At 52.8% G+C, this 19,848-nt stretch carries 20 protein-coding genes; 8 read left to right on the top strand and 12 right to left on the bottom strand.

Annotated features, from left to right (window positions below; translation table 11 throughout):
* Positions 1-291 precede the first annotated feature (291 nt).
* From dmsD to WB371_RS12635, 5 genes are all read right to left on the bottom strand, one after another.
* Positions 292-906 carry a Tat proofreading chaperone DmsD gene (dmsD, locus tag WB371_RS12655; protein WP_336220416.1) on the bottom strand — a complete coding sequence of 205 codons (615 nt, stop codon included), beginning with the start codon at positions 904-906 and terminating at the stop codon, positions 292-294.
* A 42-nt stretch (positions 907-948) separates the two neighbouring features.
* Positions 949-1,806 (bottom strand): dimethyl sulfoxide reductase anchor subunit family protein, encoded by an 858-nt coding sequence (locus WB371_RS12650; RefSeq protein ID WP_336220415.1) that lies wholly within the window; start codon positions 1,804-1,806, stop codon positions 949-951.
* A 1-nt stretch (position 1,807) separates the two neighbouring features.
* Positions 1,808-2,425: a dimethylsulfoxide reductase iron-sulfur subunit DmsB gene (dmsB, locus tag WB371_RS12645; protein WP_181821597.1), complete on the bottom strand. Its 618-nt coding sequence runs from the start codon at positions 2,423-2,425 to the stop codon at positions 1,808-1,810.
* 10 nt (positions 2,426-2,435) lie between these two features.
* Positions 2,436-4,871 (bottom strand): selenate/tellurate reductase subunit YnfF, encoded by a 2,436-nt coding sequence (ynfF, locus tag WB371_RS12640; protein ID WP_336220414.1) that lies wholly within the window; start codon positions 4,869-4,871, stop codon positions 2,436-2,438.
* A 229-nt stretch (positions 4,872-5,100) separates the two neighbouring features.
* The gene (locus tag WB371_RS12635) at positions 5,101-5,406 is read right to left on the bottom strand and encodes a DUF1161 domain-containing protein (protein WP_420704048.1); all 306 of its coding nucleotides are present in this window, start codon (positions 5,404-5,406) and stop codon (positions 5,101-5,103) included.
* Positions 5,407-5,510: 104 nt separating this feature from the next.
* On the opposite strand from WB371_RS12635, the gene WB371_RS12630 reads away from it, so the two are divergent.
* Complete coding sequence (locus WB371_RS12630) at positions 5,511-6,221, top strand: YnfC family lipoprotein (RefSeq protein WP_336220413.1); 711 nt, start codon at positions 5,511-5,513, stop codon at positions 6,219-6,221.
* 16 nt (positions 6,222-6,237) lie between these two features.
* Here WB371_RS12630 and speG read toward each other — a convergent pair whose 3' ends face one another.
* The gene (gene speG / locus WB371_RS12625) at positions 6,238-6,798 is read right to left on the bottom strand and encodes a spermidine N1-acetyltransferase (protein ID WP_336220412.1); all 561 of its coding nucleotides are present in this window, start codon (positions 6,796-6,798) and stop codon (positions 6,238-6,240) included.
* A 35-nt stretch (positions 6,799-6,833) separates the two neighbouring features.
* The gene (locus WB371_RS12620) at positions 6,834-7,175 is read right to left on the bottom strand and encodes a DUF1283 family protein (protein ID WP_336220411.1); all 342 of its coding nucleotides are present in this window, start codon (positions 7,173-7,175) and stop codon (positions 6,834-6,836) included.
* 153 nt (positions 7,176-7,328) lie between these two features.
* Between WB371_RS12620 and WB371_RS12615 the strand changes: the two genes are divergently transcribed.
* From WB371_RS12615 to WB371_RS12600, 4 genes are all read left to right on the top strand, one after another.
* Positions 7,329-7,655, top strand: a complete 327-nt coding sequence (locus WB371_RS12615; RefSeq protein ID WP_336220410.1) for a YnfA family protein — start codon at positions 7,329-7,331, stop codon at positions 7,653-7,655.
* Between the two features lie 243 nt (positions 7,656-7,898).
* On the top strand, positions 7,899-9,113 hold the full coding sequence (rspA, locus tag WB371_RS12610; protein ID WP_336220409.1) for a starvation-sensing protein RspA: 1,215 nt from the start codon (positions 7,899-7,901) through the stop codon (positions 9,111-9,113).
* Positions 9,114-9,171: 58 nt separating this feature from the next.
* Complete coding sequence (locus tag WB371_RS12605; protein WP_336220408.1) at positions 9,172-10,509, top strand: MFS transporter; 1,338 nt, start codon at positions 9,172-9,174, stop codon at positions 10,507-10,509.
* A 188-nt stretch (positions 10,510-10,697) separates the two neighbouring features.
* Positions 10,698-12,164, top strand: a complete 1,467-nt coding sequence (locus tag WB371_RS12600; protein ID WP_336220407.1) for a mannitol dehydrogenase family protein — start codon at positions 10,698-10,700, stop codon at positions 12,162-12,164.
* Between the two features lie 49 nt (positions 12,165-12,213).
* On the opposite strand, the gene ydfZ is transcribed toward WB371_RS12600, so the two are convergent.
* The 3 genes from ydfZ to ydfG form a co-directional block, all read right to left on the bottom strand.
* Complete coding sequence (gene ydfZ, locus WB371_RS12595) at positions 12,214-12,417, bottom strand: putative selenium delivery protein YdfZ (protein ID WP_336220406.1); 204 nt, start codon at positions 12,415-12,417, stop codon at positions 12,214-12,216.
* Positions 12,418-12,598: 181 nt separating this feature from the next.
* On the bottom strand, positions 12,599-13,285 hold the full coding sequence (locus WB371_RS12590; protein ID WP_336220405.1) for a GntR family transcriptional regulator: 687 nt from the start codon (positions 13,283-13,285) through the stop codon (positions 12,599-12,601).
* A gap of 87 nt (positions 13,286-13,372) precedes the next feature.
* The gene (gene ydfG, locus WB371_RS12585; protein WP_336220404.1) at positions 13,373-14,119 is read right to left on the bottom strand and encodes a bifunctional NADP-dependent 3-hydroxy acid dehydrogenase/3-hydroxypropionate dehydrogenase YdfG; all 747 of its coding nucleotides are present in this window, start codon (positions 14,117-14,119) and stop codon (positions 13,373-13,375) included.
* Positions 14,120-14,255: 136 nt separating this feature from the next.
* Between ydfG and dcp the strand changes: the two genes are divergently transcribed.
* Together dcp and WB371_RS12575 are read left to right on the top strand one after the other, a co-directional pair.
* Positions 14,256-16,301, top strand: a complete 2,046-nt coding sequence (gene dcp / locus WB371_RS12580; protein ID WP_336220403.1) for a peptidyl-dipeptidase Dcp — start codon at positions 14,256-14,258, stop codon at positions 16,299-16,301.
* 278 nt (positions 16,302-16,579) lie between these two features.
* Positions 16,580-17,518 (top strand): diguanylate cyclase, encoded by a 939-nt coding sequence (locus WB371_RS12575; RefSeq protein ID WP_336220402.1) that lies wholly within the window; start codon positions 16,580-16,582, stop codon positions 17,516-17,518.
* A 460-nt stretch (positions 17,519-17,978) separates the two neighbouring features.
* On the opposite strand, the gene mgtS is transcribed toward WB371_RS12575, so the two are convergent.
* Entirely contained in the window at positions 17,979-18,074 is a 96-nt protein-coding gene (gene mgtS, locus WB371_RS12570; RefSeq protein ID WP_336220401.1) for a protein MgtS, read from the bottom strand.
* A 104-nt stretch (positions 18,075-18,178) separates the two neighbouring features.
* On the bottom strand, positions 18,179-19,171 hold the full coding sequence (gene ftrA / locus WB371_RS12565; RefSeq protein ID WP_336220400.1) for a transcriptional regulator FtrA: 993 nt from the start codon (positions 19,169-19,171) through the stop codon (positions 18,179-18,181).
* A 73-nt stretch (positions 19,172-19,244) separates the two neighbouring features.
* Here ftrA and WB371_RS12560 point away from each other — a divergent pair, with 73 nt between their 5' ends.
* The gene (locus tag WB371_RS12560) at positions 19,245-19,646 is read left to right on the top strand and encodes a rhodanese-like domain-containing protein (RefSeq protein ID WP_336220399.1); all 402 of its coding nucleotides are present in this window, start codon (positions 19,245-19,247) and stop codon (positions 19,644-19,646) included.
* Positions 19,647-19,848: the final 202 nt, after the last annotated feature.

Here is a 19,848-nt window from a genome sequence, read left to right as displayed (position 1 = left end):
GTGTGTCTCCCTGTTTGCATGCGTTATGGCGGCGAGAAATCGTCGCATGTTGTTATGCCATGTTCCGGCAGGGTGTTTTGAGCTATAGCAACAGGTTGGGAAGGATTCCAGCGGGGGAGACAAATTCGATTTACAGACGATTGATTGTCAGCGGCGATCTGGCCTTATGGGATAACGGATGAGCAGGGTAGATAAAGAATTGTCTTAAAAATAAGATTGAAAAGTGACACTGTAACTGGTGGCGATATTGCAGGTATCAGAAAAGGCAGGAAAATCCTGCCTTCGAGATGGTCAGCGGAACAGGGGTTTAACCGCTACCGGGATTAATAACTGAGACTGCCACTGCGCCAGGGTGTAGCGCGCCAGTTCACCCAGTGCCTGATAAAAAGGATGATCAGCGTTTTCAATAAACACCTCAAGGAAACGGGACGACCACGGGAACAGATGCCAGGCAAGGAGCTGTTCGCACTCCTGATGACGGCCCGTTTCGGCAAGCCATGCCGCCATCAGCAGCAATGAGCCAAAATGATCTTCCGGCTCGTTTTGCTGCATCTCAAAGTGAATGCCGTTTTCGCGCATCCACTGGCGCAGAGCCAGCGTGGATTCACCAAACAGGACGTTTTCCCGATCCAGCCAGACGGACCCCCAGGGCGGTGCCGGCAGGGCATACGGTCCGACAAAAAGGCGCTGAAAGGCCCCGCTCAGGGACTCATCGCTACTGGCTTTAAACATCCCGGCCAGTGTCGACAACGTCTCCTGCTCAAGCGGCCACTGCGCCTGCCAGTCCTCTGTGGTTAGCGCTGACACCAGAGGTGCGGCTTCGGCGCTGTCTGGCGTAAAGTAAAACAGTGCGCCCAGCACGCGTGCTGTCAGGGAAAAATCATCACGTTGAGTAAAATCTGTCATTAACATCATCCTGAAAAGTGCGGGTCTCCCCGCACAAGTTTGTTAACCTGCCACCGCCATACCTACGGTCATGTGCAGGCCATAAAACAGGCCGCGGCCAATGATTTCGCCGCCCAACACCAGAAGAAGCCCGAGCAACAATCCCACGACGTGCGGTTGTTTGCGACGAACCAGCGGGCAGATCCAGCAGCCCAGTCCCGCGGCGAGCAGAGCCACGCGCCACACCTGTAAAGTGGCATAATCCGGAACCAGTGCAGAAGCCTGCTGAACCGAACTGTGGATCGTCGCCAGCGACATGCCCTGCAGGACAATAACCGCCACGCTGACCAGCAGCGCCAGAACGCTGATACTGGCGAAGGTTGTGCCGTTAAAGCTCACCCGCGCGACGCGTAACAGTAATGCCGCGAACAGCGGGCCGCTGAGTAACGCCGTCATGAAAAAGGCCACCGTTGTATAGCCAGTATACCAGGTGGGAACGGTATCGATCAGGTAAACACGAGTCATTGCCCAGACAAAGACGATGCCAAGCACCATGCTGAGCAGTAGCCAGAGTTTAGCCAGCGCAGTCGGCATTTTACCCAACATGGCGACCAGCCACCATAGCCCGCCAACGGCGAAAAAGACCGAACCTGCGGCAATCTCATTACTGAGCCCGGATGCGCCAATGCGGTTGAGCGAGTTGAAGGCGCGCATCGGCGACCCCAGATGCATGACAGAGGCCAGGAATCCCAGGCCCATTACCAGCCACAGGAAAAACATACTGCGAACGAGGCGTTGCCTGGCCGCCGTATCCTCTTTTATCGCAAACCAGCCCAGCCCGCTCACAATCAGTGCGCCTGCCACGCACTGGCCGAGTACCGTAAACAGCACCAGCGGCCATTCATGCCATCCATTTCCCATTTCAGACCTCCTTCGGATTCGCCAGATAACCGGTGGTATCCCCGGTCGGACGGCTGTTGGCATTCGGTTTAATAACAATATTGGGTTTGGTGAAGTGCGCGCCAGGCAGCGGGGCCACCGCCGCCAGATCTCCGTGTTTTTTACGCAGTTCGTCAATCGGACCGAAGTCCAGCGCGCGCAGCGGGCAGGATTCGACGCAAATCGGCTTCTTGCCTTCAGCCACGCGGTCATGACAGCCGTCGCACTTGGTCATATGCCCTTTGGCCGCGTTGTATTGCGGCGCACCGTACGGACAGGCCATATGGCAGTAACGACAGCCAATGCACACATCCTCATCCACCACCACAAACCCATCTTCCCGCTTGTGCATCGCGCCGCTCGGACAGACCTTCGTACAGGCCGGATCTTCGCAGTGGTTGCATGAAATGGAGAGATAGTAGGCAAACACATTCTGATGCCAGACGCCGTTATCTTCCTGCCAGTCGCCGCCCGCATATTCATAAATGCGGCGGAAGCTGACATCCGGCGTTAAGTCTTTGTAGTCCTTACAGGCCAGTTCGCAGGTTTTACAACCGGTGCAACGGCTGGAATCAATAAAAAATCCATACTGGGTTGTCATCGGTTACTCCTTAAACCTTTTCAACCTGAACAAGGTTACTGTGCGAAGGATTGCCTTTCGCCAAAGGCGATGGGCGGTGCGACGTCAGGATATTGATAGAGCCGCCGTGATCAACTTTGTCGCCGAACATATCGGCTTTCAGCCATGCGCCCTGACCAATCGCCGTTACACCGGGGAGAATACGCGGCGTCACTTTGGCGGAGATCAGCATCTGACCGTTATTGTTAAATACGCGAACGGTGTCGCCATGGGCAATTCCCCGCGATTTGGCATCAATCGGGTTGATCCAGATCTCCTGCGGACAGGCCTGCTGTAGGACGTCGATGTTGCCGTAGCTGGAGTGGGTGCGCGCTTTGTAATGGAACCCGGTCAACTGCAGCGGATAGGTTTCACGGATAGGATCGTTCCAGCCGTCAAAGCCTGGCGCATAAGCGGGGAGCGGATGAATGATCTCATCTTCTTTAAGTTCCCAGGTACTGGCGATGGTGGCCAGTCGCTCTGAGTAAATTTCAATTTTTCCGGAGGGCGTTTTCAACGGATTAGACTGGGGATCTTCACGGAAAGCGCGGAACGCAACGTAGTGTTCCTGCGGGCATTTTTTCTTGAAGATGCCTGTTTGTTTCATCTCCTCGTAATCCGGCATTTCCGGATTGCGCTCTTTGGTTTTTGCATGCAGGTATTTCACCCATTCCTGCTGTGAACGTCCTTCGGTGAAGGTCTGATAAACATCCGGACCGAGACGACGGGCCACTTCACTGAGCATCCAGTAAATCGGCTTGCGTTCAAATTTCGCTGAGGTCGCGGGCTGACCGAGGATCACATAGCCCATGTTGCCCGCAGATTCATGGGAGATCAGGTCTTCCTGCTCTGTGGGCATTAAGTCTGGCAGCAGAATATCGCAGTATTTTGCTGACGCTGTCATAAAGTGTTCAATACCGACAATCATTTCACACTTGCTGTCATCCTGAAGTACTTCATGGGTATGGGAAATATCGCCATGCTGGTTAATCAAGGTATTGCTGGCGTAACACCACATAAACTTGATCGGGACATCCAGTTTATCTTTACCACGCACGCCGTCGCGTATGGCGGTCATTTCAGCGCCGTGATCGATGGCGTCTGTCCAGGTGAACACGGAAATTTGCGTTTTTACCGGGTTGTCGAGCATCGAAAACCACTCAACGCCCAGATCCCATGTGCCTTCACGAACGCCTGAGTTACCACCGTTAATACCAACGTTGCCGGTCAGCACCGACAGCATGGCGATCGCCCGCGCAGTTTGCTCGCCGTTGGAGTGACGCTGCGGTCCCCAGCCCTGACAGATATACGCCGGTTTGGCGGCGCTTATCTCACGCGCCAGGTGGATGATTTTCTCTTTTGGAATGCTGGTGATGTGGGATGCCCATTCCGGCGTTTTGGCAATCCCGTCCGGCCCGTCGCCAAGGATGTAGGCTTTATAGTGTGCGTTACGCGGCGCGCTGGCTGGCAGGGTGGTTTCATCGTAACCGACGCAATATTTGTCGAGGAACGGCTTATCCACTAAATCTTCAGTAATCAGTACCCAGGCGATAGCCGAGGCCAGCGCGGCGTCGGTTCCTGGGCGGATCGGCAGCCATTCATCTTCGCGTCCGGCGGCGGTATCGTTATAACGCGGGTCGATGACGATCATTCGCGCGTTAGAGCGTTCGCGCGCCTGTTCAACATACCAGGTGACCCCGCCGCCGCTCATGCGCGTCTCGGCAGGATTGTTGCCGAACATCACCACCAGTTTCGTGTTGGCAATATCATCCGGGCTGTTGCCATCGTTACTGCCAAACATGTAGCTCATGGCGGCGCTGATTTGCGCGGTACTGTAGCTGCCGTAGCGACTGAGATAGCCACCGCAGGAGTTCATCAGGCGATAGGGCACGTTGGAGTTAGTGATGTTTCCGCCATCCACGCCAGTACCGTACAGCACATGTACCGCTTCATTACCATAATCTTTCAGGATCCGCTTCAGATTGTCGCCGACAATGTCCAGCGCTTCCTCCCAGGTGATGCGTTCAAACTTGCCTTCACCCCGTTTGCCGACACGCTTCATCGGGTATTTCAGCCGGTCCGGGTGGTTCATCCGCCGACGAATCGAGCGACCACGCAGACAAGCGCGAACCTGATGGTTGCCGTATTCATCGTTACCGGTGGTGTCAGATTCAACCCAGTAAACCGAGTCATCTTTCACGTGCAGACGCAAAAGGCAGCGACTGCCGCAGTTTACGGTACAGGAACTCCAGACCGCTTTTTCTTCGACCGGGGCGGGTGCCAGACCGTCTGCGGCGCGAGCGATACGGGAGAAAGGGAGGGTGAAAGCGGTACTGGCAAGCGCAAGGCTGCCAATCGCGGAGGTTTTCACGAGGCTTCGACGGCTGACATTTGCCGTCATAAGGACCTCAGGCGTGCTGATTTTCATGATTGCTCACTTTACTGATTGGAATAATGTTGGTGGTGTATGACGAGACGATCTGAGCGCGGTGTGGATATCACTCCTCACGACATCGATTACGCTATATACATATTTCTATAGCGTAATCATTCACATACTGATGATGTGATGAGTGTACCCCTTAATGGGTAAGGGTTATTAATCCATATCAAAGTGAGGTAACCCTCCGGGAGCGGAGGGCCGAAAATCGCTGGTATTACTGGGGTTCCGTGGTGGAGCCTTCCTGAGCTGGCGCGCTGTTGGCTGGCGCGTTGCCACTGCTGGTTCGTGTATAGAGGATCTTATGCGTATCGTTCGCGCAGTGACCGACGACCTGTGAATCCGGTTGGTCCGCCTGATCGTTTGGCACAATAGTCAGTGAGAAATTCGCTTCAGGGACGCCGTTATTGATGATGCGCTGCTGAATATCACTTTTCACACGTTCGCATGAGTCAGGGGCAGCAAACACCAGCGGAGAAGCGCTCAGCAGTAGACATGTCAGTATTCCTCGGGATAATTTCATCAGCAACTCCTGTTAGATATGGACAAAATAAGCATAGCATTTCTAATGTAAACATCTGTATTTGCTAATATGATTGAGAATCATCTTTTGCTGTTGGAGAACCTGTGAAAAATCAGATCTTTCTTTTCGCGATCGGCATCGGTCTGGCGGGCTGTGACAACAGTACAGTGACGCTCTCTTTTACGCCGGAAATGGCCAGTTTCTCCAATGAATTCGACTTTGACCCTTTGCGCGGGCCGGTTAAAGATTTCAGCCAGACGTTGCTTAATGAGAAGGGCGAAGTGGCGAAAAGCGTCAATGGGATACTCTCAAAAGAAGGTTGTTTTGAGTCACTGGAGTTACACGATCTCGAAAACAATACCGGCGTGGCGCTGGTGCTTGACGCAAACTTTTATCGTGATGCCGAAACGATGGAGAAAAAAGTGCGCCTGCAGGGGAAATGTCAACTTGCGGAACTGCCTTCCGCCGGTGTCGTCTGGGATACCGATGACAATGGCTTCGTGGTCTCGGCGACCGGAAAAGAGATGAAGGTGCAATATCGCTACGATGCGGACGGCTATCCACTCGGCAAGACAACCGTAAGTCAGGATCAAACGTTGACGGTCAGCGCCAGACCGTCAAACGATCCGCGCAAAAAGCTCGATTACACGGCAGTCAGTCTGCTTAACAACCATCCGCTGGGGAATGTTACGCAGACCTGTGACTATGACTACCACGCCAATCCCACGGACTGCACGCTGGTCATAACCGATGAGAGTGTTAAGCCTTCGGTTAAACGAAATTACACCATCAAGAATACAATCGATTACTACTGAAACCGCCGCGCAGCGGTTACTGCGCGGTCGGTTTTAGCATCGTTGCTCCTGGTGTTTTATGGTCGGCCAGGTACTGATGCTGGAAGATGCACATCCGGATGGTGTTGCGATATTCACCATTAATAAAGAATTCATGAATCAGTTCACCTTCAACCTTAAAGCCCAGCTTTCGGTAGATGTGGATAGCTTTTTCGTTTTCTTTATCGACGATCAGATACAACTTATAGAGGTTAAGGACGGTAAACCCGTAGTCCATTGCCAGACGGGCAGCTCGTGAGGCGAGCCCTTTACCCTGATAATCCGGGGAAATAATGATCTGAAACTCTGCGCGGCGGTGAACATGGTTGATCTCAACCAGTTCAACCAGGCCGGCTTTTTCACCGTCACATTCCACGACGAAGCGGCGCTCGCTCTGATCGTGAATATGTTTATCGTAAAGATCGGACAACTCAACGAACGCTTCGTAAGGCTCTTCAAACCAGTAGCGCATCACGCTGGCGTTGTTATCAAGTTGATGAACAAAACGTAAATCTTCACGCTCCAGCGGGCGCAACTTAACACTGAGGGCGCTTGTCATACTGAATCCTTAACTTCTCTTCTCAATCGTATATTTTATGGTGCGATAACGCGACCGGTTCGACGATCCAGACAACGCAGGGTGTTGGGCTCCCAGTACGCATTCAGGTTGGCGCTTTGTTCGCAATTGTCGCGGTTGTCAAAGGCGGCATCGGCTTTATCCCACTCTTTTTCCGTACGCGTGTTCACTTTCTGACGCAGGTTGCGGGTGTCATTCCACTGTTCTTTCTGCATTGTCGCTTGCTGACGGCTCAGGGCACTGTCACCGGATTCAATCACCAGCCTGCTGGTCTCCGCCTGCACAGAAGTGGTGTATACGACAGCACCAAGCAGCAGCGCTGCCGTCAGGCACAGGCGTTTGCTAAGTGTAATATTCATGGCAAATTCCTTTCATGAGTGGGGTAAAAAATCATCACTGGCAGTGAAATTCTACACCATTCCCGGTGTCGGGAATACCCGGCAGAAGGAGATGGATAAGAGACAAAGATTATGTCGTATCATGCCTTAACCACAGATAAATGAACGATTCCAATGATCAAAACTACATTGCTGTTTTTTGCCACTGCGCTCTGCGAAATCATAGGTTGCTTTCTGCCCTGGCTCTGGTTGAAGCGAGGCGCAACCATCGGGTTGCTTATTCCGGCAGGTATTGCACTGGCGCTGTTTGTCTGGTTACTGACGCTGCATCCGGCGGCCAGTGGCCGTGTCTATGCGGCCTATGGCGGCGTTTATGTCTGTACCGCGCTTATCTGGCTGCGGGTAGTGGATGGCGTAAAGCTGAGCCTCTATGACTGGACCGGCGCGGTTATCGCATTGTGTGGAATGTTGATTATTGTCGCAGGCTGGGGACGCGCTTAAACCTTGTTCTCCTTGCTGGTGATATTGCTAATCCAAATGGCGTCACGAACGTTATTTTGACTTAAAAATCAGACGGTTCAGGCTGAATGAACCGTCACAACCCTGATAATTCCTCGTTAAATCTCATCCGGTAACCTTCGGCATTTTTGTGATCTTGCTGGAAAAACAGGCTAATTATACTTGTATGGTAGTATGTGTATTGCGTAAGTTAGCCCCATCACCACACTGAGTCAGGAAGAGAAAATGAAGATTGTAGGGGCTGAGGTTTTTGTCACCTGTCCGGGGCGTAACTTTGTCACGCTGAAAATCACCACTGATGACGGTATCACCGGTCTGGGCGATGCCACGCTCAACGGACGTGAGTTGTCCGTGGTGTCTTATCTGAAGGATCATCTTTGTCCGCAGTTGATTGGTCGTGACGCGCATCGCATCGAAGATATCTGGCAGTTCTTTTATAAAGGCGCGTACTGGCGTCGCGGTCCGGTAACTATGTCGGCCATTTCTGCGGTCGACATGGCGCTGTGGGATATCAAAGCGAAAGCCGCCAATATGCCGCTCTATCAACTGTTGGGTGGGGCGTCGCGCGAGGGAGTAATGGTTTATTGCCACACGACCGGCCATACCGTTGATGAAGTGCTTGAAGATTACGCGCGTCATAAAGAAATGGGTTTTAAAGCCATTCGCGTGCAGTGCGGCGTGCCGGGTATGAAAACCACTTACGGCATGGCAAAAGGGAAAGGGCAGGCTTATGAACCTGCCACCAAAGGCCAGTGGCCGGAAGAACAACTGTGGTCGACGGAAAAATATCTCGATTTCACACCGAAATTATTCGACGCGGTGCGCAATACGTTCGGCTTTAACGAACATCTGCTGCATGACATGCACCATCGTCTGACACCCATTGAAGCCGCGCGCTTTGGCAAAAGCATTGAAGATTACCGCCTGTTCTGGATGGAAGATCCGACGCCCGCCGAGAACCAGGAGTGCTTCCGTCTGATTCGTCAGCACACGGTCACGCCAGTTGCCGTGGGGGAAGTCTTTAACAGCATCTGGGACTGCAAACAGCTTATCGAAGAACAGCTTATCGATTACATCCGCACGACGATCACCCACGCGGGTGGGATTACCGGTATGCGCCGTATCGCTGATTTTGCCTCTCTCTACCAGGTGCGTACCGGATCGCATGGGCCGTCCGATCTTTCTCCGGTTTGTATGGCCGCTGCGCTGCACTTTGATTTGTGGGTGCCGAACTTCGGCGTGCAGGAATACATGGGCTATTCAGAGCAGATGCTGGAGGTCTTCCCGCACAACTGGCGCTTTGATAACGGCTATATGCATCCGGGCGATAAGCCGGGACTGGGTATCGGGTTCGATGAAAAACTGGCGGCGAAATATCCCTATGACCCCGCCTGTCTGCCGGTCGCCCGGCTTGAAGATGGCACCTTGTGGAACTGGTAAGTTAAAATTTCTGCAACAGGGATGTTGATCACCTCTGGACCAACGAAGGTAAATATTTATGGTTAGTTCCGTTGATATTAAAAATGATGTTGATAGCAAACCCGTCGTACGTCGCGTTGCGTCTGCCTCGGCGATTGGTACTGCAGCCGAATATTATGACTTTTTTGCCTATGGCACGGCGGCGGTACTGTTCTTTGGGCATCTGTTCTTTCCCAGTGACGATCCTTTAATCAGTACGCTGGCCGCTTTTGCAACTTATGCCGTGGGCTTTCTGGCAAGGCCGCTGGGCGGTATTGTCTTTGGTCATATCGGCGATAAGGTCGGACGTAAAAAAGCGCTGGTGATTACGATCTTAATCGTGGGGTTGGGAACGTTCTGCATTGGTTTATTGCCGACATATGAAAAAATCGGCGTCTGGGCTCCGGTTATGCTGATTTTCATCCGCGTATTGCAGGGATTTGGTGTCGGCGGTGAGCAGGCCGGGGCAGTCCTGATGACCGCTGAATACGCAGAACCGAAACGCCGTGGTTTCTTCGCCAGTTGGGTACAAATCGGCGCGCCGGTGGGCTTTCTGTTGCCAATGGCGCTGTTTGCCTTACTCAATGCCACCTTATCTGCGGACGCCATGATGGATTATGGCTGGCGTATTCCGTTCCTGTTAAGCCTGCTGCTGGTTATCGTCGGCCTCTTTATCCGCCTGCGAATCGATGAATCGCCGGTATTCGCCCAGATTCGTGAAACGAAAGCGGAAGAATCTCGTCCGTTGATTGAGGTGGTTCGCGATTTCCCCGGGATTGTTGTGAAAGGCGTCTGCGCCAAGCTTATTGAAGCCTGTACCTTCGCCATGTTCACGGTGATTGTGCTGGCATATGGCAAGGCTAACAATCTGGATGCCAATATCCTGATGGAAACCATGATTATCGCTGTGGTTATCGAGGTGCTTGCCATCCCGATGATGGGGGCGCTCTGCGACAGAATTGGCCGCAAACCGGTGTATATCATGGGGGCGCTGATCCAGGTCGTGATGATTATTCCGTTCTTCCTGGCTATTAACCAGGACAGCTTTTGGTTGACGCAACTGGTGATGATAATCGTCATTAGCTTCGGTCACAGTATGTGTTACGCACCACAAGCGTCATTCTTCCCGGAATTATTCCCGACCCACATCCGCTGCAGTGGCATTGCCCTAATCTGGCAACTGGGATCGCTTATCGGTAGCGGAGTGCTGGGACTGGTTGCGGTGAAAATTTTGCAGGTGACGGGTGGACATTACTACGGTTTAGCCAGCTACGTGATTGTCCTCGGTGTTGTGTCGATTATTGGTCTGCTGATGATGCCGGAAACGGCGCCGCTGCGACTCAAACGTGAGTACCAGGACTGGCACAAACACGGTTAATCCCAATCCGGGCTGGCTGCATGTAAGCAGCCAGCCCAGGAGAATCAGGAGGATAAGGAAAAGAATCCTGTCACATAACTTAAAAATGATGTCATACCAATTACAAAAAGCTTAATTCAAATCAAAACAGACAACCCTGCAGGCGTTACCCTGAGACTGTCCTGATCACATTCAAAGTAGGCCATACAATGCAAAACAAGCTCTTAACGGCAAAAGCGACGCTTCCTCTCTACGATCGTCACGCACTGGTTCCGCGTATTGTTCACCTGGGCTTTGGTGCCTTTCACCGCGCCCACCAGGGGGTTTACACCGACATCCTCGCGGCAGAGCACAACAGCGACTGGGGATATTGCGAAGTTAACCTGATTGGCGGAGAACAGCAGATTGCCGATCTGAAGCAGCAGGATAACCTCTACACCGTGGCAGAAATGTCAGCCGATGCATGGACCGCAAGAGTAGTGGGTGTGGTGAAGAAGGCGCTGCATGCGCAAGTTGATGGACTGGAAACCGTACTGGCAGCAATGTGTGAACCGCAGGTTGCCATTGTTTCATTAACAATCACTGAAAAAGGTTACTGCCATTCTCCGGCGACCGGGCAACTGATGCTGGATCATCCGATGATCGCCGCCGATCTGCAAAACCCGCATCAGCCGAAATCGGCTCCGGGCGTAGTGGTTGAAGCGCTGGCGCGCCGTAAGGCGGCGGGCCTCCCTGCGTTCACTGTGATGTCCTGCGATAACATGCCGGAAAACGGTCATGTCATGCGAAATGTGGTCACTGCCTATGCGCGCGCAGTGGATGCAGACCTTGCGGCATGGATCGAACAACACGTGACGTTCCCGTCCACCATGGTGGATCGCATTGTTCCGGCGGTCACTCCAGAGACGCTGGATAAAATCGAAAAACTGACCGGGGTTCGCGATCCGGCAGGCGTGGCCTGTGAACCGTTCCGTCAGTGGGTGATTGAAGATAATTTTGTTGCTGGTCGTCCACAGTGGGAAAAAGCAGGGGCCGAGCTGGTTTCTGACGTCATTCCATTTGAAGAGATGAAACTGCGTATGCTCAATGGCAGCCACTCATTCCTCGCTTATCTTGGATATCTTGCCGGTTATCAGCATATTAACGATTGTATGGGTGACGAGAATTACCGTGTTGCCGCACGCGCGTTGATGCTGAACGAACAGGCGCCAACGCTGAAAGTACAGGGCGTGGATCTGACCCGTTATGCCGATCTGCTTATTGAGCGTTACAGCAACCCGGCATTGCGCCACCGGACCTGGCAGATTGCCATGGACGGCAGCCAGAAACTGCCTCAGCGTATGCTGGATTCTGTGCGCTGGCACCTTACGCACAATCGCCGTTTTGATTTGCTGGCGCTGGGCGTGGCGGGCTGGATGCGTTATGTCGGCGGGGTGGATGAGCAGGGGAATGCTATTGAGGTCAACGACCCGCTATTGCCGGTGATTCAGCAGGCGGTGCAAAACAGTGCGGATGGTGAACGCCGCGTCGAGGCATTGCTGGGTATTGAGGCGATCTTCGGCAATGAACTGCCACATGAAGAACGGTTCACGAAGGCGGTAAAAGAGGCTTATCAGGCCTTACTTGCGGAAGGCGCGAAAGCCACCGTGGCGAAGTATGCCGCTAACATCAAGTAACGGCGCTAAGACTGCCGGATAATCATGGCATTATCCGGCACTCACACCATTAGTTCATGCCGAGACGAATCAGTTCAACGGGCGCGAACTTGCCTTCACAACCTTCCACCTCTACCGTTTTTTCACGACGAATTTGAGCAGCATCCAGACCTTCGGTTGCAATCGCTTTGATGCGACCGGTGTGGCCTGTACCGCTAATCATGACGCGGCTGCCAGTGGTGATTGCGTTGCGGTTACGATCGTATGTCATCATGGTGTTTTCTCCTTTCTAACTTACCGTCAAAGCCCGTGGGCTCTGGTCCCACGTAACGGGCGCTATATAAATACGCTTATCAGTCAGGATATTTTTTGTTTTTGATCAATCTCACATCTTTTTTGATGTGGACATGCTGGAGGAGGCAGAACCTCATCCCGGCGGAGATGAGGCAGGAGAATCACTCTTCGCTGAACCAGTCGCTGTTTTCCTGGCGAATCAGCAGGACCGACTCGCCAATTTCCTGCAGATGCTGCGTCATGGCTTTTTCGACGGCATCGGCATCATGTTTCTCCAGGGCGGAAAAAATATCCAGATGCTGGCGGAGCAACATGTCGGGCGGAGAGACGTGATCAAGACTCATATAACGCACCCGGTCGATGGTCGCTTTGATATTTTCAATGGTGTCCCAGGCAAGCTGACAGTCCGCAATCGTTGCCAGTTTCTGATGGAAATCGTCATCCAGCTCGAAGAAATCGTTCAACTGCTTGCGTTCGATAGCCATTCGCTGCTGGCTGAGATTCTGTTCCAGTTGGTAACACTGGCTATCGGTCATCAGCGCGGCGGCACGGCGAGCAACCGCACATTCAATGGCCTGGCGAACAAAACAGCCATTTCGCACCTGGGAGAGGGAGATCTTGTTAACGTAACTGCCGCGCTGGGGGCGGATCTGGATCAAACCATTTTCCGCGAGCTTGATAAAGGCTTCGCGCACCGGCTGGCGAGAGACATTGAAGCGAACGGACACCTCTTTTTCGGACAGCGGCGTACCCGGTGCAATCAGGCAGTGCACAATGTCACGACGAAGAATGCGATAAATCTGCTGATTTACGGGCTGTGTAGGGTTGAGTTGCGTTTCGACGGTCATTCGCTCTTACTTTTTAGAAAGTTAACCCGCCAATTCTACCACTTTTTTACTGCGAGCTATACCCGGCCCGCAGGCCGGGAGGCAAAATTAACTGCGATGAACGCTCAGTCCGGCGAAGGACTGGGTGACAGGCATCATTTCTACCGTGTTGATATTGACATGCGCAGGGAGTGTGGCGACCCACCAGACGGCTTCAGTCACATCTTCCGGCGTCAGGGCGACGGTGTTCTCATAGGTTTTACCCGCTTTATCATCATCGCCTTTAAAGCGAACGTTTGAGAATTCCGTGCCGCCAACCAGACCGGGTTCAATATCGGTAACGCGAACGGCGGTGCCGTGCAGGTCTGTGCGCAGATTCAGGCTGAACTGGCGAACAAACGCTTTCGTCGCGCCGTAGACGTTGCCACCGGCATAAGGCCAGCTACCCGCCGTAGAGCCAATGTTGATGATATGGCCGCGGTTACGCTCCACCATGCCCGGCAGAACGGCCCGGGTCATATAAACCAGCCCTTTATTATTGGTGTCGATCATGGTTTCCCAGTCTTCAACGCTGGCCTTGTGCGCCGGTGCAAGACCGAGCGCCAGACCGGCGTTGTTGACCAGCAGGTCGATGTCACGCCACCCGGCGGGTAAGGATGCCAGCATCTCTTCGATGGCTGCACGGTTACGGACATCCAGTTGCGCGATATACAGATTATCACCCAGCGACTCTTTCAGTTCCTGCAGACGTTCCTGGCGACGACCAGTGGCAATGACTTTATGCCCGTTCTCAACAAAACGACGTGTAATGCATTCACCAAAACCTGCGGTTGCTCCGGTTACTAAAACGATCATCTCACTGTTCCTCAACGCTTTTTACGTGGTACTACCATAGCACGCGATTCCCCTCGCGGGTAATGCTGGTTTACAGGATTGCGGTCTTAGACCATGAAGCCTACTCTAATGAACAAATCGTTTTCAGGAGTGAAAGATGTCGTTAACGAATCCGTTCTTTACCCACAGCCTGTTGCCGTATCAGGCTCCGCGCTTTGATCTGATTAAGATCGAACATTACCGTCCCGCATTTGACGAAGGGATGAAGCAGAAGCGTGCGGACATCGCCGCCATTATTGCCAATAGCGATGCGCCGGATTTTACCAATACGCTGCTGGCGCTGGAGAAAAGCGGCGAACTGCTCACGCGCGTAACCAGTGTCTTCTTCGCCATGACCGCCGCACATACCAGCGATGAACTTCAGCGTCTTGATGAAGCGTTTTCTGCAGAACTGGCTGAACTGGCGAACGATATCTGGCTTAACAGCGCGCTGTTTGCCCGCGTCGACCTGGTCTGGCAACAGCGTCATTCATCAGGTCTCGATAGCGAGTCCGTGCGCCTGACCGAGGTGATGCATCAGCGTTTTGTTCTTGCCGGGGCAAAACTTTGCGACACGGATAAGACCACGCTCCGGGCGCTCAATACAGAGGCGGCGACCCTGACCAGTCAGTTTAACCAGCGGCTATTGGCGGCGAACAAATCCGGTGGACTGGTCGTGGATTATGCCCATCAACTGGAAGGACTCAGCGCGGAAGAGATTTCCACCGCGCGCGAGGCGGCCAGTGAAAAAGGGCTGACCGAAGGGTGGCTGATTCCGTTACTCAACACCACGCAACAGCCGGCATTGAGTTCGCTGCGCGATCGCCAGACGCGGGAGAACCTGTTTAACGCCGGATGGACGCGCGCAGAAAAGGGCGACGAAAACGACACGCGGACACTGATTCAGCGGCTGGTGGTTATTCGCGCCACGCAGGCGAAATTACTGGGTTTTCCAGACTATGCGTCGTGGAAAATCGCCGACCAGATGGCAAAAACACCCGAGGCGGCGCTGGCCTTCATGCGGGCAATCGTGCCCACAGCGCGCAAGCGGGCACTGAGTGAGCTGGCCGATATTCAACAGGTGATCGATGATGAGCAGGGCGGATTCACCGCGCAGGCCTGGGACTGGTCGTTTTATGCTGAGCAGGTGCGCAGGGCGAAATATGCGTTAGATGAATCGCAACTCAAGCCGTATTTCGAACTGAATACTGTTCTGCGCGAAGGCGTGTTCTGGACCGCTAACCAATTGTTTGATATCAAATTTATCGAGCGCTTTGATATTCCGGTTTATCACCCGGATGTCCGCGTCTGGGAAATTTTTGACCATAATGGCAAGGGAATGGCGCTGTTTTACGGCGATTTCTTTGCCCGGGACTCAAAAAGCGGCGGGGCGTGGATGGGCAATTTCGTCGAGCAATCGACGCTTAACGAGACGCTCCCGGTGATTTATAACGTCTGCAATTATCAGAAACCCTCAGCGGGCCAGCCGGCGCTGTTATTCTGGGACGATGTCATTACATTGTTCCACGAGTTTGGCCATACCCTGCACGGGCTGTTCGCCTCACAGCGCTACGCCTCGCTCTCGGGCACCAATACGCCGCGTGACTTCGTAGAGTTTCCGTCGCAGATCAACGAACACTGGGCGAGTCATCCTGTGGTCTTTGACCGCTATGCCCGTCATTATGCGACAGGCGAGAAAATGCCAGAGGCAGTCCAGGAGAAAATGCGCCGGGCGAGCCTGTTTAATAAGGGCTATGACATGACCGAACTGCTCAGCGCCGCGCTGCTGGATATGGCCTGGCACAGTTTGTCGGTTGACGCGTCGAAACAAGACGTCGATTGTTTCGAACAACAGCGGCTGGCAGATGAGCAACTCTATCTCCCTGCCATTCCACCTCGTTATCGCAGCAGCTATTTTGCCCATATTTTTGGTGGCGGCTACGCGGCGGGCTATTACGCCTATTTGTGGACGCAGATGCTGGCGGATGACGGCTATCAGTGGTTTGTTGAGAACGGTGGTCTGACGCGGGAAAACGGTCAGCGTTTTCGTGAGCTGATTTTGTCACGCGGAAACAGCGAGGATCTTGAGAGCCTCTATCCCGCCTGGCGCGGAAATACCCCGGACATCAGCCATATGCTCAAACACCGTGGGCTGGCGGAATAATCCCTTTGGGTAAAGCGAGCGGAGCGTATTGTCGATATGCTATGCGGGCTTCTTTTTCGAAGCCCGTTGTTTAACCCTTTGACTCAGTTATCCGTCCATACCGTTATTCTGCAGTGGACAGACAGAAGATAATTCCAGCTTGGGGCGGTGGTATCGGGTTTAAATTAGCATATTGCTCTGAAGCACGGCTTTCCTCTTTTCTATGAATAAATTGACATAACCTTGCTTTTATCTCGTTACACTCTTTTTACAAATGGAAAAGGTGATAAGGAGCGGCGATGATTAAAAAAACAGTAGAAATTGATACCATTCTCTTGGATCTGAATCGGTCTGTTGACGCGCATTACCAGTGGCTGGTGAAAATGTTTCGCTGTGTCGTCACCGGGGATAAGTCACAGCCAGATATTGTTGATTCCCGCGCACATTGCAAGTGCCATTTCGGCCAGTGGCTGAAAAATCATTCCGTCATTAAAAATGACGAACGGGAATATGTACACGAAATAAAGCAGGCGCATATGGAAATGCATATGACAGGGCGTGAATTAATGCAGGCGGTGACAGAAAAATGCTGGACGACATCCCATTTCGAACGCTTTGAGGAAAGTTTATTAACTTTCACCGCAAATGTGATGCAGTATAAAATATATCTGGTCAATTTACGCAGTAATATGGATATATTAACCGGTCTTCCAGGACGCCGTATCCTTGATGAGACCTTTGACCGTCAACTGAAAGAGTCAGGACCGCTGAATTTATACGTGTTGCTGTTAGATATCGATCGCTTTAAATCGATCAATGATGCTTACGGTCATCTGGTGGGCGATGTGGTGTTACGGATGCTGTCGGCTAATCTGACGGCCTGGACGCGTCATGATGAGACCCCATACCGCTACGGTGGGGAGGAATTTGTTATTGCCATCAGAGCAAAATGTGATGAAGAGGCGAGGCAGGCAGGTTTACGTCTGTGTCAGTCCATTGCCGCGACTCCGGTTCATTATCCTGGAGGGACACTGGATATTACCGCCACCGGCGGTGTCACCCGCGCCTGGCCTGGCGAGTCGTTGAATACCGTTTTAGGGCGTGCTGACAAAGCGATGTACGAGGGAAAACAGACGGGCAGAAATCGCTGCATGTTTATTGATAACCACCAGCGGATTGTGAATGTTGTCAATTATGCGCCGGCGCACGCCGTCTTTACAAAACAGGCCGTTGCCTGACATAAGTCTGCATTTGTTATGCTAATTTCAATTAACAAGTTGATTAATGGACTAAAACAGCAAAAGCCGGAGGTGGTATGCAGCAAGTCGAGCGGAAAAAATTAAAGAGGAAACGCTGGAATTCTCGTCCCGAAACGCAGGACTTAAACCATACGCGCTCAGCCGGGCCGTGGCCTTCCCGTACCGCCTGCTGCGAGAGCAAAAAAGAGTGGAAGCGAGAAACTCGCGAGTCCTGAATCCCGTCGTTTAACATTCATTGAGAAACGCCATGATAAAGTGAGTGTGATTCGGTGTTACTGCAGGGATTGCAGGACAACGAAAAAAGTAGAACACAAATCTATCCATGCAAGCATTCACCGTCGGATTTCCGGCGGTTTTTTTTATGCTCGCCCATATAAAAATGGCCCCTTGTGCAATCATGCGACAAGGGGCCTTATCGGTGTGGAACTATCGTCGTTCATTAGTCATCCCATTTGTGACTGAAATATGCGGCCAGAAAACCGGAAAATAAAATAACGCCCAGAACGGCCATAAAAACGGTCATATTACCCAGCATAGTTGCCTCCAGTTATTGGCTAGTGTTTTTCCTCGCTTACCTTATTTCTGTTGGTGTGAAGGGATAATAGCAGATTGAACCTAAACAAAAGCTGAATTAAGTGATTATTTACCATGAAAAGTAAATTTTTTACGATACCGGGAAGGGGATTCGCTAAATGTGTGTCGAAAATGATGACGTAACAGCGCAGCGCTGCCGAAACCCGTTTGCTCCGCGATCAGTTCAACACTGAGCGGCGAATTTTCCAGATAATCACGCGCCCGCAATAACCGTTCGTTGAGGATCCAGCGCGCTGGCGTCATGCCCGTACAGTCAGTAAAGCGGCGCAGGAAGGTACGCGGACTCATTCCCGCACGTTTCGCCAGCGATGCAGTGTCATGATTGAGCGTCAGGTTCTGATGCAGAAAATCAAACAATCGGCCCAGCGTCTGGCTTTCACGATCGCGGGCGACGGGGCGCAGCAGTTGTTGCGGCTGAGTCCCGTCGCGATGGGGTTGGACCACCAGGCGTCTGGCGACGCTATTGGCAATGTCGAGGCCATAATCTCCCCGGACCAGATAGAGACACAAATCGATACCCGCCGCGCTACCGGCTGACGTCAATAGCTGGCCTGCGTCGTGATAGAGGACATCCTCCAGCACGTCGATTTTCGGGAAACGCTGCTGGAGTTTTTCCGTATAGCGCCAGTGGGTCGTGACCTTTTGTCCGTCCAGTAAGCCCGTGGCGGCCAGCACAAAAACGCCGGAGCAAATTGACAGTAGCCGGCAGCCTCGTGACCAGGCGGCACGCAGGGCATCACAGAGGGCGTCCGGCACCGGCGCATCGCTGTCCCGCCAGCCTGGAACGATAATAATATCGGCTTGCGCTAACAGCTCCAGCCCGCCATCCACCACAATCCGCACGCCGCCAGTGGCGCTGAGCGGGCCATCCTCTACGGCTGCGACGGCAAACCGGTACCAGTTATCGCCCATTTCCGGGCGTGGCAGACCAAAGATTTCGACCGCGACGCCAAACTCAAAGGTACAAAGTCCGTCATAGGCGAGCGCAACCACAAGCGGGCGCGTTGATTTTGGCATGATCCTGGCGTTTTTTGGCATAGTTGACAGCGGTGCAAGCTCACTCGGTTGGTTAAATTATTGTAAACACAATTATCCCTGAGGAGAAAGCACAATGAGTTATGTCACCGAATTTCCCGCCGCTGCATCTGAGATAGCCCTGAACCATTTCCGCACACGTCTGAGTCTGGAGACGGATTGCGCCGATGTGTATGAAAGCATCAGACCCGGAGAGCAGGATTTCGTTTTATTGCACGTGGTGGGGAAACCGGAGATGTTTGCCCGTCGCCATCTCCCCGGCGCCATTCATCTTCCGCATGCGCAGATCTCCGCAGAGCGGATGGCTCAGTGGCCGGCGCAAACGCTTTTTGTGGTTTACTGCGCCGGGCCGCACTGCAATGGCGCTGACCGCGCAGCGGTGAAACTTGCGCAATTGGGATTGCCGGTGAAGGTCATGATTGGCGGGATTACCGGCTGGGAAGATGAAGGCTACGCATTTGCCAGCGGTAGTGACTGAAACGTGAATATTTTGCCTCATTAAACGTATCACCGAAATGGCCCACAAGGTCTGGTGAGTTGCCTCAATAATGAACACAGCGTTGCACATAAATAATGCAACGCTGATTCACCATGGTTCATCCCTTGCCTGAAGCCTTTCAGTACGGGCGAGGGCGCTCTTTTCATCTCTTTTACCATCCTGGCATCCTTTTTGCCTTATC

It is taken from the genome of Citrobacter amalonaticus (assembly GCF_037053465.1).
In the GTDB taxonomy this organism is placed as follows: Bacteria; Pseudomonadota; Gammaproteobacteria; order Enterobacterales; family Enterobacteriaceae; genus Citrobacter_A; species Citrobacter_A amalonaticus_H.
This window is presented reverse-complemented; position numbering and strand designations above follow the sequence as displayed.

Bases quoted from the DNA above. Each gene is read 5' to 3' on its own strand.
- WB371_RS12605 (WP_336220408.1), top strand. From the start codon at position 9,172: ATGGTTAGTTCCGTTGATATTAAAAATGATGTTGATAGCAAACCCGTC.
- ynfF (WP_336220414.1), bottom strand. From the start codon at position 4,871: ATGAAAATCAGCACGCCTGAGGTCCTTATGACGGCAAATGTCAGCCGT.
- WB371_RS12560 (WP_336220399.1), top strand. From the start codon at position 19,245: ATGAGTTATGTCACCGAATTTCCCGCCGCTGCATCTGAGATAGCCCTG.
- dmsD (WP_336220416.1), bottom strand. From the start codon at position 906: ATGACAGATTTTACTCAACGTGATGATTTTTCCCTGACAGCACGCGTG.
- ftrA (WP_336220400.1), bottom strand. From the start codon at position 19,171: ATGCCAAAAAACGCCAGGATCATGCCAAAATCAACGCGCCCGCTTGTG.
- WB371_RS12635 (WP_420704048.1), bottom strand. From the start codon at position 5,406: ATGAAATTATCCCGAGGAATACTGACATGTCTACTGCTGAGCGCTTCT.
- dmsB (WP_181821597.1), bottom strand. From the start codon at position 2,425: ATGACAACCCAGTATGGATTTTTTATTGATTCCAGCCGTTGCACCGGT.
- WB371_RS12650 (WP_336220415.1), bottom strand. From the start codon at position 1,806: ATGGGAAATGGATGGCATGAATGGCCGCTGGTGCTGTTTACGGTACTC.
- WB371_RS12575 (WP_336220402.1), top strand. From the start codon at position 16,580: ATGATTAAAAAAACAGTAGAAATTGATACCATTCTCTTGGATCTGAAT.
- speG (WP_336220412.1), bottom strand. From the start codon at position 6,798: ATGACAAGCGCCCTCAGTGTTAAGTTGCGCCCGCTGGAGCGTGAAGAT.
- ydfG (WP_336220404.1), bottom strand. From the start codon at position 14,119: ATGATCGTTTTAGTAACCGGAGCAACCGCAGGTTTTGGTGAATGCATT.
- WB371_RS12615 (WP_336220410.1), top strand. From the start codon at position 7,329: ATGATCAAAACTACATTGCTGTTTTTTGCCACTGCGCTCTGCGAAATC.
- dcp (WP_336220403.1), top strand. From the start codon at position 14,256: ATGTCGTTAACGAATCCGTTCTTTACCCACAGCCTGTTGCCGTATCAG.
- rspA (WP_336220409.1), top strand. From the start codon at position 7,899: ATGAAGATTGTAGGGGCTGAGGTTTTTGTCACCTGTCCGGGGCGTAAC.
- ydfZ (WP_336220406.1), bottom strand. From the start codon at position 12,417: ATGATGACATACGATCGTAACCGCAACGCAATCACCACTGGCAGCCGC.
- WB371_RS12600 (WP_336220407.1), top strand. From the start codon at position 10,698: ATGCAAAACAAGCTCTTAACGGCAAAAGCGACGCTTCCTCTCTACGAT.
- WB371_RS12590 (WP_336220405.1), bottom strand. From the start codon at position 13,285: ATGACCGTCGAAACGCAACTCAACCCTACACAGCCCGTAAATCAGCAG.
- WB371_RS12620 (WP_336220411.1), bottom strand. From the start codon at position 7,175: ATGAATATTACACTTAGCAAACGCCTGTGCCTGACGGCAGCGCTGCTG.
- mgtS (WP_336220401.1), bottom strand. From the start codon at position 18,074: ATGCTGGGTAATATGACCGTTTTTATGGCCGTTCTGGGCGTTATTTTA.